The sequence below is a fragment of the Marinibaculum pumilum genome, from assembly GCF_042646425.1.
Lineage (GTDB): Bacteria > Pseudomonadota > Alphaproteobacteria > Ferrovibrionales > Ferrovibrionaceae > Marinibaculum > Marinibaculum pumilum.
Genome location: NZ_JBHRTR010000035.1, coordinates 74,262 through 87,348, shown reverse-complemented (window position 1 = coordinate 87,348; position 13,087 = coordinate 74,262). Strand labels below are relative to the sequence as shown.

General features: G+C 69.6%; 12 protein-coding genes. All 12 read right to left on the bottom strand.

Going from position 1 to position 13,087, the window contains the following annotated elements; translation table 11 throughout:
• A partial coding sequence (locus ACFOGJ_RS22435) for a translation initiation factor IF-2 associated domain-containing protein (protein ID WP_379904799.1) occupies positions 1–302 on the bottom strand: 302 nt, incomplete at its 3' end.
• A gap of 142 nt (positions 303–444) precedes the next feature.
• Complete coding sequence (locus tag ACFOGJ_RS22430; protein ID WP_379904797.1) at positions 445–1,188, bottom strand: RNA-binding protein; 744 nt, start codon at positions 1,186–1,188, stop codon at positions 445–447.
• Positions 1,189–1,214: 26 nt separating this feature from the next.
• Positions 1,215–2,822: a transcription termination factor NusA gene (nusA, locus tag ACFOGJ_RS22425; protein ID WP_379904795.1), complete on the bottom strand. Its 1,608-nt coding sequence runs from the start codon at positions 2,820–2,822 to the stop codon at positions 1,215–1,217.
• Positions 2,823–3,356 (bottom strand): ribosome maturation factor RimP, encoded by a 534-nt coding sequence (rimP, locus tag ACFOGJ_RS22420; RefSeq protein ID WP_379904793.1) that lies wholly within the window; start codon positions 3,354–3,356, stop codon positions 2,823–2,825.
• 473 nt (positions 3,357–3,829) lie between these two features.
• Complete coding sequence (gene trmB, locus ACFOGJ_RS22415; RefSeq protein ID WP_379904791.1) at positions 3,830–4,552, bottom strand: tRNA (guanosine(46)-N7)-methyltransferase TrmB; 723 nt, start codon at positions 4,550–4,552, stop codon at positions 3,830–3,832.
• Positions 4,553–4,661: 109 nt separating this feature from the next.
• On the bottom strand, positions 4,662–5,849 hold the full coding sequence (gene metK / locus ACFOGJ_RS22410) for a methionine adenosyltransferase (RefSeq protein WP_379904789.1): 1,188 nt from the start codon (positions 5,847–5,849) through the stop codon (positions 4,662–4,664).
• 578 nt (positions 5,850–6,427) lie between these two features.
• Complete coding sequence (locus ACFOGJ_RS22405) at positions 6,428–6,922, bottom strand: helix-turn-helix domain-containing protein (protein WP_379904787.1); 495 nt, start codon at positions 6,920–6,922, stop codon at positions 6,428–6,430.
• A 202-nt stretch (positions 6,923–7,124) separates the two neighbouring features.
• Positions 7,125–8,777: an apolipoprotein N-acyltransferase gene (gene lnt / locus ACFOGJ_RS22400; protein WP_379904785.1), complete on the bottom strand. Its 1,653-nt coding sequence runs from the start codon at positions 8,775–8,777 to the stop codon at positions 7,125–7,127.
• A 73-nt stretch (positions 8,778–8,850) separates the two neighbouring features.
• The gene (locus tag ACFOGJ_RS22395; RefSeq protein ID WP_379904783.1) at positions 8,851–9,870 is read right to left on the bottom strand and encodes a hemolysin family protein; all 1,020 of its coding nucleotides are present in this window, start codon (positions 9,868–9,870) and stop codon (positions 8,851–8,853) included.
• Between the two features lie 36 nt (positions 9,871–9,906).
• The gene (gene ybeY, locus ACFOGJ_RS22390) at positions 9,907–10,473 is read right to left on the bottom strand and encodes an rRNA maturation RNase YbeY (RefSeq protein WP_379904781.1); all 567 of its coding nucleotides are present in this window, start codon (positions 10,471–10,473) and stop codon (positions 9,907–9,909) included.
• Positions 10,474–10,519: 46 nt separating this feature from the next.
• A complete protein-coding gene (locus ACFOGJ_RS22385; RefSeq protein ID WP_449288601.1) occupies positions 10,520–11,533 on the bottom strand; it encodes a PhoH family protein in 1,014 nt (337 codons plus the stop codon).
• A gap of 98 nt (positions 11,534–11,631) precedes the next feature.
• A complete protein-coding gene (miaB, locus tag ACFOGJ_RS22380) occupies positions 11,632–12,987 on the bottom strand; it encodes a tRNA (N6-isopentenyl adenosine(37)-C2)-methylthiotransferase MiaB (protein ID WP_379904777.1) in 1,356 nt (451 codons plus the stop codon).
• Between the last annotated feature and the right edge of the window lie 100 nt (positions 12,988–13,087).

The following is a 13,087-nucleotide window of genomic DNA, read 5'->3' as shown; positions in this document are numbered from 1 at the left end:
GGTGCCGGCGCGGCGGGCGCCTCGGTCGCGGCGGCCGGCTTCGCTGCGGGCGCGGCGGATGCGGCGGGGCGCACGCTCGGCTTCAGGGTCGGCGCCACGGATGGCTTGGCCACGCCGCCTTCGGCGATGCTGCGGCTCTTCGCGCTCCGCGTCTTCTTCACTTCCACCTGCACGGTCTTCGACCGACCGTGGCTGAAGTTCTGGCGAACCTGTCCTGACTCGACGTTACGCTTCAATTGCAACCGCTTCCCTTTCCCGGCCGACAAGGTCTTCTGATCGTCTGTGTTCTTCTGGTCGTCCATCTGGTGTCCGATCGACCCATCAGGTCGTCTCATGGTGGCTGCCCGACGCCGCGCTGCGGAGCCATCCGGTGAACCGATCCCGGCGGCCCGTCCGGCCGCGGGTGCTATCCGTCAGTTGCGGCCATCCGGCCCGGACCGACGCTCATCTCCGTGTCGACGGTGCAGCTCCCGCAGCAGCGTCCTCCGTGGCCCGCCCTCCATCGGGAGAGCTGTCCCCGTCGCGGCCCGCGTCCGTCCCGCCGCCGGCATCCGGCAGGCGGATCCCCGCGCCGGTGCCGGAAAGCAGGGTCGCGCCGTCCTCGCCGCGCTCCTCGTAGCTCAGCAGACGTCGCGCATCCTGCAGGATCCGATCGGCCGCGCCCCCCGCCGCGATGGCCGCATGTACCACATTTTCCCGGCCGAGCGCCAAACTCAACTCCGGCCCGGCATACAAGGCCACAAGCGGCAGGGCCTGTGCAAGATGCGCCAGGCGCCGCCGGCCGTCGGCCGCCCCGTCGCAGGCCTGCAGAAGCAGTCCGGCACGCCCCCGGGTCACCCAGTCGCGCACCTTGTCCGCGCCCGTGACGACCGTGCCGCCGCGCTGCGCAAGCCCCAGCCGCGCCAGCGACCGGCGTCGCAGCAGCTCCGCCACCAGCGACGGCAGCTCCGGGTCGGCATGCAGCCGTTGCCGGGCCGCGCGGGAGAAGGCGTTGCGTCGCACCGCCTCCGCCACCGCGGAGCGTCGCGCCGAGACCCAGAGGCCGCGCCCCGGAAGATCGCCGTCCAGGTCCGGCACCACCGTGCCGTCCGGCCCGGCAACGAAGCGCAGCAGGCCGGCAGGATCGCTGCGCTCACCGCTGACGATGCAGCGCCGTTCCGGCATTTCGACCTCCCGCGGTCGGGGCATCTCTCCGTCTCGGTCCTGCCCGCCGGTCAGTCCTGCGGACGCTGCCCGTCCGCCGGCTCCTCTGCCGCCTCGTCCGCCGCCGCGCTGCCGGCCTCGCCGTCGCCCGCCTGCGCCTCGCCGTCGGCCTCTTCGTCGTCGAACCAATGCGCCCGCGCGGCCATGATGATGGCGTTGCAGTCGTCGATCGACACCTCCCAGTCCGACAGCAGCTCCGCCAGCTCGTCGCCCGCCAGGTCCGCCAGGTCGTCCAGGGTCTTCACACCGTTCTCGCCCAGCCGGACCAGCATTGCCGGCGACATGTTGGCGACCTCGGCCACCTCGTCCGTCACGCCGAGTTCCTGGCGCTTGGACGTCAGCTCGGCGTCCATGCGCTCCAGATATTCCTCGGCGCGCTCGTGCAGCGCCTCAGCCAGTTCGTCGTCGAAGCCTTCCACCGAAGCCAGTTCGTCGATCGAGGCATAGGCGACATCCTCGACATCCGCGAAACCCTCGGTCACCAGCAGCTGCGCGACCATCTCGTCGACCTCCAGGGTGTCGATGAAATGCTGGCTGCGGTCGCGGAACTCCTTCTGCCGGCGCTCGCTCTCCTCTTCCTCGGTGAGGATGTCGATCTCCCAGTGGGTCAGCTGGGAGGCCAGGCGGACGTTCTGGCCGCGGCGGCCGATCGCCAGCGACAGCTGGTCCGTCGGCACCACCACCTCGACCCGCTGCGCATCTTCGTCCAGCACCACCTTCGCAACCTCGGCCGGGGCCAGGGCATTGACGATGAAGGTCGCGGGGTCCGGCGACCACTGGATGATGTCGATCTTCTCGCCCTGCAGTTCGTTTACCACCGCCTGCACGCGGCTGCCGCGCATGCCGACGCAGGCGCCGACCGGATCGATCGAGCTGTCGTTCGACAGTACCGCGATCTTCGCGCGGCTGCCCGGGTCGCGCGCCACCTCGCGGATCTCGATGATGCCGTCATAGACTTCCGGCACTTCCTGCGCGAACAGCTTCGACATGAACAGCGGATGCGACCGCGACAGGAAGATCTGCGGGCCGCGCGGCTCCTCGCGCACGTCGTAGATATAGGCCCGCACCCGGTCGCCCTGTCGGAAGGTCTCGCGCGGCAGCAGCTCGTCCCGCCGCAGCACCGCCTCCGCCCGCCCCAGGTCGACGGTGACATTGCCGTATTCGACCCGCTTCACCAGGCCGTTCACGATCTCGCCGATCCGGTCCTTGTATTCCTCGTACTGGCGGGCGCGCTCGGCCTCGCGGACCTTGGTGACGATCACCTGCTTGGCGGTCTGTGCCGCGATCCGCCCGAAATCCAGCGGCGGCAGCGGCTCGCTGATGAAGTCGCCGACCTGCGCGTCCGGATTGCGCGCCAGCGCATCCTCCACGCGGATCTGCTGGGCGTCGTTCTCGACCTCCTCGACCACCTCCAGGTGGCGGGCCAGCCGGATCTCGCCGGACTTGCGATCGATTTCCGCGACGATGTCGTTCTCCTGGCCGTAGCGGGACCGCGCCGCCTTCTGGATCGCCTCTTCCATGGCGCCCAGCACGATGTCGCGCTCGATGGCCTTCTCCCGCGCCACGGCATCGGCGACCTGCAGGAGCTCCAATCGGTTCAGACTGGTGACCTGTTCCATCTATTCCTCTTCCTGTCCCGCACCGGTGCCGTCGCCCGGTCCGCCATCCTGCGGATGCGCTGCCGCATGGGCGGCGATCAGCGCGTCGGTCAGCACCAGCTTTGCCGCCCTGATCTGCGAAAAGGGCAGCGCGACATCTCCGTTCTCGACGGCGATCACGACCTCGTCGCCGCTCGTTCCCTTCACGATCCCGCGAAACCGACGGCGGCCCTCCACGGCAACCGCCAGTTCCACCTTGGCCTCGTGCCCGGCATAACGGTCGAAATCCCCCAGCCGGGTCAGCGGACGATCGATCCCCGGCGACGAGACCTCAAGCTCGTAGGCGCCCGGGATCGGGTCCTCGACATCGAGCAGCGCCGAAACGGTGCGGCTCACCTCGGCGCACTCGTCCAGGGTCATGCTGCCATCCGGCCGTTCGCACATCACCTGCAGGACAGCGCGACCGCCGCCCGAGAAATGCACCCGCACCAGGTCAAAGCCCATGTCTTCCAGGCTTGGCCTGATCAGCGCGTCGACCCGTTCCGTTATTTCCATGCGCCTTCAATCATGCGTCGCGGCCCATGCTACCTGCGCCGCCATTCCCGCCGTCTCGCCCTGCGCCGCAGTCCGCGCCCGGCCATGGCCGGTGGACCCTGCAGGTCCGATACAGCAAACCAAAAACAACATGCCGCGCGAACCGGTCCGGGAACGCGGCCGGCGGACAATCCGCAGCGCGATCCGAACCGGCCCCGCGACGCTCATCTCAACGAACATCACCGGAGGCCCGACCTTCCTCCTCCGCGCGCTAGCGACAATGCCGCAGGGTCGTCGGACCTGTCGGTCCCGCCCTTCCGCACCATCGGTGCGGGCCGGCCCGATCGGGCCCGGCCCGGTCGGATCCAGCTTTGCGGCCGGCGCCGGTCCGTTCCCGCAGCGGGTCCGGACCGTACGGCCGCAGGCGCATGCTGCCTGCGCACGAGGAAGCTAATCGTCGGCTTGTACCAATATTACCGGTCTGTGGCCGGAGTTCAAGCCGCAGCCCGGCGCCGGAACAGCAAAAACACCGGACGCGCGCCGGCGGAACGGGCCTTGCGCTCATAGCGGGTGGCGCACCAGTCCGCCGGCGGCTGCCGCCAGTCGGCCGCCGATTCCGCTGTCCAGGCAAAGTCCGGATGGCGGGCCAGATGCGCCATCATCCAGCGCGCATAGTCCATATGGTCGGTCGCCAGGCGAAGCTCCGCGCCGGGTGCCATCGCCGCGGCGAGCCAGTCCAGCACCTCGGCATTCACGATGCGGCGGCGCTGGTGGCGCAGTTTCGGCCAGGGATCGGGAAACAGGATGAACACCCGGTCCAGGCTGCCCGGCTGCAGGCGCGACAGCAGCGGCCGGACATCGTCGGCCAGCACCCTGATGTTCGGCAGCCCGTCGCGCGCCACCGCCGAAAGCAGGGTCGCCACGCCATTGATATAGGGTTCCGCCCCGATCAGCCCGACATCGGGATGGGCGGCCGCCTGCGCGGCGAGATGCTCGCCGCCGCCGAAGCCGATCTCCAGCCAGACCTGGCGGACCGGCCGGTCGAAGAAGCGGCGCGGGTCGACGGCCGGGCCCGCTTCGCCGGCAGGGCCGGCAAAGCATGCGGCCTCCGCCGGCACCGCGATCCGCGGCAACAGGCTGTGCAGCAGTTCGGCCCGGTTCTGCCGCAGCTTCTTGCCGTGCCGCCGGCCATAGAACTGACGATCGCCATCGGGCATCGTGAACAGAGGCATCCTCTGGAAAAGACGCGGCCCGGACCGCCGGGGCGCGACGCCGAAGCGCGCGCCGGCGATCCGGGCCGGCCGGATCCCTGCAGGCCGGATGCGATCAGAGCATCGCCTTCAGCTTGTCGGCGATGTCCGTCCGCTCCCAGGAGAAGCTGCCATCGCTGCCCGGCGTGCGGCCGAAATGGCCGTAGGCGGCGGTCCGCTCGTAGATCGGCCGCACCAGCGACAGATGCTCGCGGATGCCGCGCGGGCTGAGATTGACCAGCTGCTGCAGGGCCTTGGACACCGCCTCTTCGGCCACCTGCCCGTTGCCGTGCAGGTTGACGTAGACCGAGATCGGCTTCGATACGCCGATCGCGTAGGACAGCTGGATCGTGCACTTGTCGGAAATGCCGGCGGCGACGACGTTCTTCGCCAGGTAGCGTGCCGCATAGGCGGCGGAACGGTCGACCTTGGTCGGGTCCTTGCCGGAGAAGGCACCGCCGCCATGCGGCGCGGCACCGCCATAGGTGTCCACGATGATCTTGCGGCCGGTCAGACCGGCATCGCCGTCCGGGCCGCCGATCACGAAGCGCCCGGTGGGATTGACGTAGAACTCATCCTCCGGCGGCATCCAGCCCTCGGGCAGGACTTCCTGGACGTAGGGCCGCACCATCTCGCGCACCGCCGCGGTGTCGACATCCTCGGCATGCTGGGTGGAGACCACGACCGCGGTGCAGCCGACCGGCTTGCCGTTCTCGTAGCGCAGGGTGACCTGGCTCTTCGCATCCGGGCCGAACTTCGGCTGCGCGCCGGAATGGCGGTCCTGCGCCATGCGCTGCAGGATGCGGTGCGAATATTCGATCGGCGCCGGCATCAGATTCTCGGTCTCGTCGCAGGCAAAGCCGAACATGATGCCCTGGTCGCCCGCGCCTTCGTCCTTGTTGCCGGAGGCATCGACGCCCATCGCGATATCGGCCGACTGGCCGTGCAGGTAGACGTCGATATCCGCCGTCTTCCAGCTGAACCCGTCCTGGTCGTAGCCGATCGCCTTCACGCTGTTGCGGGCGATCTCGACCATCCGGTCCTTGTTGATCCGGCCGTCCTTGTCGACCAGCTCCTGCGGACCGCGCACCTCGCCGGCGAGAACGATCTTGTTGGTGGTCACCAGGGTCTCGCAGGCGACCCGGACCAGCGGATCTTCCGTTGCCAGGAAGGCATCGACGACGGCGTCCGAGATCCTGTCGCATACCTTGTCGGGATGGCCTTCGGACACGGACTCGCTGGTAAACAGGTAAGAATTCGTCATCGCCTCTTCCTTCGTTCGTTTCGGGGCCCGGTGACGTCCAACAGCGCTGCCACAGGATCGCGTGCGACCGCGTCGGCGGTCGCAGCGGATCCAGGCGCAAAGCCGTTTCGCGCCGCGGCGGGGTGCAGCCGCCATGATCCGGCAGCCGCCGGACCATGTCCGGCAGCCTACCTGTCGCCACCCCCGGGATGGGTCAGCGCGGCTGGCCGGTGCCTGCCGCGGCGAGCGCCAAAGGATCCCTCACGACAGGCCATGCGAGCGGCAGTTCCACTGCATGTCGTCGTGCCGAGCACTTCAGTGTCGGAAAGCCGCGACGTTGCGGTGCCGGCTCGACCGGCGCCGCACCTGCCGTCGATATGCCCGGGAAGACATGCGCCCTCCCGACCGGCACAGCGGACACTGTCGCGTCGTGAATGCGACAAAAGGCGGCCGGGCACCCTGCCCGGTTCTCGCCCTGCCCTTGGCAGAGCGCGGGGGGGTTATTGCGCGTATCGCTGCAAGGGTCAAGGCGCCGCAGGGCTTCCGGGCCTGCGCCCGGCCGCCCCGCAGGACCCCAGGACAGGGCTGCGCGCCGCCTCTCAGCGACGCGCCACCATCCGCTTCCGGCCACGCCTACCGCGGCCTTCCTCTTCCTCCGGCTCCTTGTCGGAAACCGCCTTGCACAGCTCGAAAATGCGCTTGCGCACCGAGGGGTCGGAGATCCGGTTGAAAGCCCGCATCATCTCCAGCGTCTCGCGCGAACTGAGCGGATCGCGCTCGGCATCCTCGCCGTTCGCCTGCTGCAGTGGCTGCGGGACCTCCTTCAGGCCGGTCCCGATAAATGCCTCTTCCGGTGCCTGCAGATGCTCCGCGATGCCGTCGAAGAAGAAGGAGGGCGGCACGCTCAGAATCTGGGAAAACTGATAGAGGCGGGAGGCGCCGATGCGATTGGCGCCTTTCTCGTACTTCTGGATCTGCTGGAAGGTCAGGCCGACCGCCTCACCCAGACGCTCCTGGCTCATGCCGTTCAGGGTGCGCCGCAAGCGCAGCCTGTTGCCGACATACATGTCTACGGGGTTCTTTCGCTGTGCCACTGAAAATCCTCTCACGGGCGTTCCACACGCTACTGCCCGACGCGGTTGAGGATTTATGGGGCATACACTTCACGGTCAACAGACCAGAGGTGGGCGAGTACGGAAAATTGCCGATCATCGTGCGGAAATTTCCAATTCAGCTCATGCACCGCGTGGATATTTTCTCTGCGAACAGTCGCCGACACCTCCGGCATCCCGTCCTTCATTCTCTCCGGCCGCGCCCCGGGATACCGCGCGGCGCGGCGAGCAGAAGCGCCGCCACAGCCAGCAGGACCGGCAGCAGGCTCAGCCAGTCTCCCAGACGGGCATAGGGGGGCGGCACCGGCAGCGGTGCGGGCAGCCTGCCTTCCAGCACGCCGGTCCGGCCCAGGCCCAGCCGGGCCAGAACCCGGCCATAGGGGTCGATGATGGCGGAAATCCCGGTATTGGCGGCACGCACCACCGGCAGGCCCTGTTCGATCGCGCGCAGGCGGGTCATGCCGAAATGCTGGTAGGGCCCGGAACTCTCTCCGAACCAGGCGTCGTTGGTGATGTTGAGCAGCCAGGCCGGCCGTTGCGGCCCTTCGGAAATCTCGGCCGGGAAGATCCCCTCGTAGCAGATCAGGGCGCGGAACGGCGGGACCGCGGAGGCGGCGACCACCCCCGGCACCGTGCCGGTCGTGAAATCGGTGCCTCCCTGGGCGAGATTGTCGAGCCCGAGCCGCGACAGCAGGCCGCGCAACGGCAGGAATTCGCCGAACGGCACCAGATGCCGCTTGTCGTAGGTCGCCAGGATGCCGCCGCCCGGGCCGACCACATGCAGGCTGTTCCAGACCATCGCCTCCGTGCCCGGAGCGGTCCGCGCGAAGCGCGGGGCGCCGACGATCATCCGCCCGCCGGGCGGCACCGCCGCCGCCAGCTGTGCCCGTCGCGCCGGTTCGTTGGCCAGGAAGAAGGGCACGGCGGTTTCCGACCAGATTACCAGGTCGGGTGGCGCATCTGCGGCGGGGTCGACCGCTTCCGCCTGTCCGTCGCGGGTCAGCGCGATGCTGCGCAGGAAATGGCTGTCCCGGGTGGCCGGATGCCATTTCTCCTTCTGCGGCACGTTGGCCTGGACGATCTGCAGGCGCAGGTCGGTCAAGGGCGCCTCGGGATGTGCCGCCAGCCGCCAGATTCCGAACGCCGCGATAGCGACGAACAGGGCCGCCATCGCGGCGAGCCAGGTCGCCGCGCCGCCGCGCGGCGCGGCCGCGACGGGGTCAGCCAGGATCGCCGGCATGCCGCCCAGGGCCAGGGTCAGCAGGCCGAGGCCATGGATGCCGATCCAGCCCGCGGACTGCAGCACCGGATCGGCGCCCAGCCAGACATAGCCGAACAGGTTCCAGGGGAAGCCGGTGAACAGGAAGCTGCGCAGATAGTCGCCGGCGGCCAGGGCAAGGGCCAGCAGCAGGACCCGCCTGGCATCCCAGGGCCAGTGCCAGAGGAAGGGCAGCGCCGGCGCCAGCATCACGACGGCAAGCAGCAGCGGCAGGCCGATCACCGGCAGCGGCAGCAGGAGGGCAAAGCGTGCTGCATCGACGAAGAAGGCGATGCCCACCCAGTACAGGCCGGCGGCGAAATAGCCCCAGAGGAAGGCGACCAGGATGAAGCCGCGCCACCAGCGGGCGGCAGACGGCCGCAGCACGGCACCCGAGGCGCCCGTCCCGGCCGCATCCAGCAGCCAGACCAGCAGCACAAGGCAGGGAAACAGCAGCGGCCAGAACGACAGCGGCGGCTGCGCCAGCGCCAGGAGGGCGCCTGCCACCACAGCCAGCAGCAGCCGCAGCCAGGGATTCAGCCGCGTGAGCGCGGCCGCTGCCGCGCGGATGCGGCTCATGACGGACGGCCGACGGACGAACCGCCGGCACCGTCCCTGCTTCTGCCTGGGCCGGCTGGCCGGAACCGGCCGATCACGCGCCGCCGCCGGCGGAAATGTCGGGCCGTCCGGCTACGGCCAGGCCCTCGCCGGTCAGGCGCACCCGCTTGATCTTGCGGGGATCGGCATCGAGAATCTCGAACCGCAGGCCGGAATCATGCTCCACGACCTCGCCGCGCTGCGGCACCCGGCCGGACAGCTCGAAGATCAGCCCGCCGACCGTATCGACATCTTCGTCGCGATCGTCGTCCAGCAGGTCCAGGCCGACCCTGTCCTCCAGCTCTTCCAGTTCGGTACGGGCATCGACGTCCAGGCTGCCGTCCGGCCGCTCCACGATCATCGGACGGGCGACCTTGTCGTGCTCGTCCTCGATCTCGCCCACCACCTGTTCGACCAGGTCCTCGATCGTGACCAGGCCGTCGACCCCGCCATATTCGTCCACCACCATCGCCATGTGCACGCGGGTGGCGCGCATCTCCAGCAGCAGGTCGAGGACCCGCATCGAGGGCGGCGCGTACAGCACCCGGCGCACCACCTTGGACATGTCGAAGGTGGCATCCTCCCGGCCCCAGTACTGCAGCATGTCCTTGATGTGCAGCATGCCGATCACGTCGTCGAGGGAGTCGCGATAGACCGGCATTCGCGAATGCGCCGCCTCGCGCAGTTCCGCCACCGTCTCCGACAGCGAAGAGCCGGCATCGATCGCGCGGATGTCGGCGCGCGGCACCATCACGTCGTACAGGTCCTTCGACCCGACGGTCAGGGCGTTGCGGATCAGCTCCGCCTCGCCATAGTCGGCGGCGTTCGCGGACCCGGTCTCGCTCTCGTCCAGCAGCCCTTCCAGGCTGCGCCGCAGGTCCTCGTCGCGCCGGACCGATCCCGACACGCCGCGAAGCAGCTCGAGGATCCGGGCGCCCAGTCCGGCACCGCCGCCGCTCTCGTATCCCGGTTCGCCGGCACGGCCGTCGCCCTGCCCGGCCTCTCCCGGTCGCGCGCCGTTCGCACCTGTCTCTTCGTCCTTCCCGCCTGGGCTCCAGCCCGATGCGTCCGTCATTCTCCTCTCTCCGCGCGACTTGCGCGCCGCCGGCCCTCAGGCCGGCGTCCCGCCGCCGCCGTCCTCCTCGTTGTCCCCGGTCGTCTCGATCTCGTCGGCATAGCCCAGTTGTTCCAGGATGCGCCGTTCCTGGGCCTCCATGAGCTCCGCCTCCGCCGCATCCTCGTGGTCCCAGCCGAGGAGATGCAGCAATCCATGAACGGCAATATGGCTCAGATGATGTGGCAGGTCGCGCCGCAGCTCCGCGGCATCCCGCAGCAGGGTCTGGCGCGCCAGCACGATGTCGCCCAGCGGCAGTGGCTGTTCCGGCGGGGCGAAGCCGTCATCGCCCGGAAAGGACAGGACGTCGGTGGCCTTGTCGATGCCGCGCCAGGTGCGGTTCATCTCACGGATGCCGGCATCGTCGGTCAGCACCAGCGAGACCTCGCAGCCGCGCGCCGCCAGACCGGCCGGCAGGGGTGTGCCGGCCAGGACCGCTTCCAGTGCCCGGGTCAGCAGCCCGTCGATCGCGTCGGACCCGCCACCGGCGATCGGCAGGGCCTGCCATTCCGGATCGAGCCGGCTGATCGAGAGGTCCATGTCGACGCGCGCCTGCCGTTCCATCGGTTCCGATCCGACCTGATCCATTGCCACGGCCCCGGCGCTGTCGTCAGCGTTTTCGTCGCGGCTGATCGTGGGCCTGCAGGCCCAGATCCTTGTCCCGCTCCGCATAGGCGCGGACGATGCGGGTCACCAGGGGATGGCGCACGACATCGGCATCGGTGAACCGGACGATGCCGATGCCAGGGATCCCCTCCACGATATCCAGCGCATCCCGCAGGCCGGAGGGCACGCCCAGCGGCAGGTCGATCTGCGACATGTCGCCGGTGATCACCATGCGCGAATTCTCCCCCAGCCGGGTCAGGAACATCTTCATCTGCACCGGCGTGGTGTTCTGCGCCTCGTCCAGGATCACGCAGGCATTGGCCAGGGTGCGGCCGCGCATGAAGGCCAGCGGCGCCACCTCGATCTCGCCGCTCTGCAGGCTGCGCGCCACCTGGTCGCTGGGCAGCATGTCGTAGAGCGCGTCGTAGAGCGGGCGCAGATAAGGGTCGACCTTGTCCTTCATGTCGCCGGGCAGGAAGCCGAGCCGCTCGCCCGCTTCGACCGCGGGGCGGGAGAGGATGATCCGGTCGACCCGCCCCTCCAGCATCATGGACACCGCCACAGCCACGGCCAGATAGGTCTTGCCGGTCCCCGCCGGTCCCAGCCCGAACACCAGTTCGCAGCGGCGCAGGTCGTCGATATAGCTGCCCTGCCGGGGCGATCTGGCACGGATGCGCCGCTTGCGGGTGACGACCTCCTCGCCGGAATCGTCGGCACTGTCGCGGGCGGCGGCCTCCGCCTCGTCGATCTCACCGGACTCCACCTGAAGCTGCCGGCCGCGCGCCAGCCGGATGGCACCGTCGATCTCCCCTTCGTCGATCGGGCGGCCGCGCTCCAGCTGGGCATAAAGGCTGGTCAGCACCGATCGTGCCACGGCCTGCGCGCCCTGCGGCCCTTCGATCGCGAGGCGGTTGCCGCGCGGCGTCAGCGCGACCTGGAGCTGCGTCTCGATGCGGGCGAGATGGCGATCGTGGTCGCCGCAGAGTTCCACGAGCAGCCGGTTGTCGGGGAATTCCATGACCACCGGCGGGGGGGTTTCTGCGGCGCCGGGGGCCGCGCCACCGGGAACGGCCGCGCCCGGCGGCGACTGCGGGGGCAGGGACATCGGGCCGGCTCCTAGGCTGCCGCCGCCGCGTCGACCGGCATCCCGGACACGCTGTTGGCATGGGCGGCTGTGATGCGGACCCGGCTGATCACCGGACCCGGCGGCAGGTCCTGCGCCGCGTCGACATGGATGGCCTGCATCTGCGGCGTCCGTCCCGCGCGCTGGCCCGGGCGGCGCCCCGGCCGTTCAAGCAGGACCGGCAGGACGCGGCCGACACTGGCCTCGTTGAAGCGGCGCTGCTGCTCCTGCAGCAGGGCCTGCAGGGCCGCCAGGCGTTCCGCCTTCACCGGTTCCGGCACCGCGTCCTCGCGTTCCGCCGCCGGGGTGCCGGGACGCGGGCTGTACTTGAAGGAATAGGCCTGCGCATAGCCCACCGCCCGCACAAGGTCGAGGGTCGCTGCGAAATCCGCGTCGCTTTCGCCGGGAAAGCCGACGATGAAATCGCCGGACATCGCCAGATCGGGACGGGCCGCACGCAGGTCCGCCACCAGGCGGAGATAGTCGTCGGCACGATGCCGCCGGTTCATCGCCTGCAGCACGGCGTCGCTGCCGGACTGCACCGGCAGGTGCAGATAGGGCATCAGCTGCGGCAGGTCGCGATGGGCGGCCACCAGATCGGGGGTCACTTCCAGCGGATGGGAGGTGGTGTAGCGCAGGCGTTCCAGCCCGGGCAGCTCCGCCAGCGCGGCGAGCAGCCGCGCCAGGCTCCACTCCCCGCCATCGGGCGCCGCGCCGTGATAGGCATTGACGTTCTGCCCCAGCAGGGTCAGCTCCAGCGCGCCGGCCGCAACCAGGCGCCGTGCCTCGGCCAGGATGTCGGCGGCCGGGCGGGAATATTCCGCGCCGCGGGTATAGGGCACCACGCAGAAGCTGCAGAACTTGTCGCAGCCTTCCTGCACGGTCAGGAAGGCGGTACCAGTCGCACCCGCGCCGCGGGCCACGCGGGCAGAACCGAACTTCGCTTCCGCCGCGAACTCGGTCGCCACCGCGTGTCCGGATCCCGCCCGGTGCGCCGCCGCGCCGAGCAGTTCCGGCAGCCTGTGATAGGCCTGCGGCCCGATCACGAGGTCGACATTAGGCGCCCGGCGGGGGATTTCCTCGCCCTCGGCCTGGGCGACGCAACCGGTGACCGCGACCTGCCGCCGTCGGCCTTGGTCGCGATCCAGCGCCCGCAGCCGGCCGAGTTCGGAATAGACCTTCTCCGCCGCCTTCTCGCGGATATGGCAGGTGTTCAGCACAACCAGGTCGGCGGATTCCGCATCCGCGACCGCCTGCCAGCCGTCGGCCTCGAGTATCTCGGCCATGCGTTCGGCGTCATAGACGTTCATCTGACAGCCGAACGACGTGATGGCATAGCTTTTTGACAAGGGAGCTCCGGCTCGCAGCAGTTCTGGCCGCACACGCGGTCGTCTCGGCGGACGGCCCGTACCGCGGTCCGCAGGCCCGGCGATAGCATGACCGGCGCCG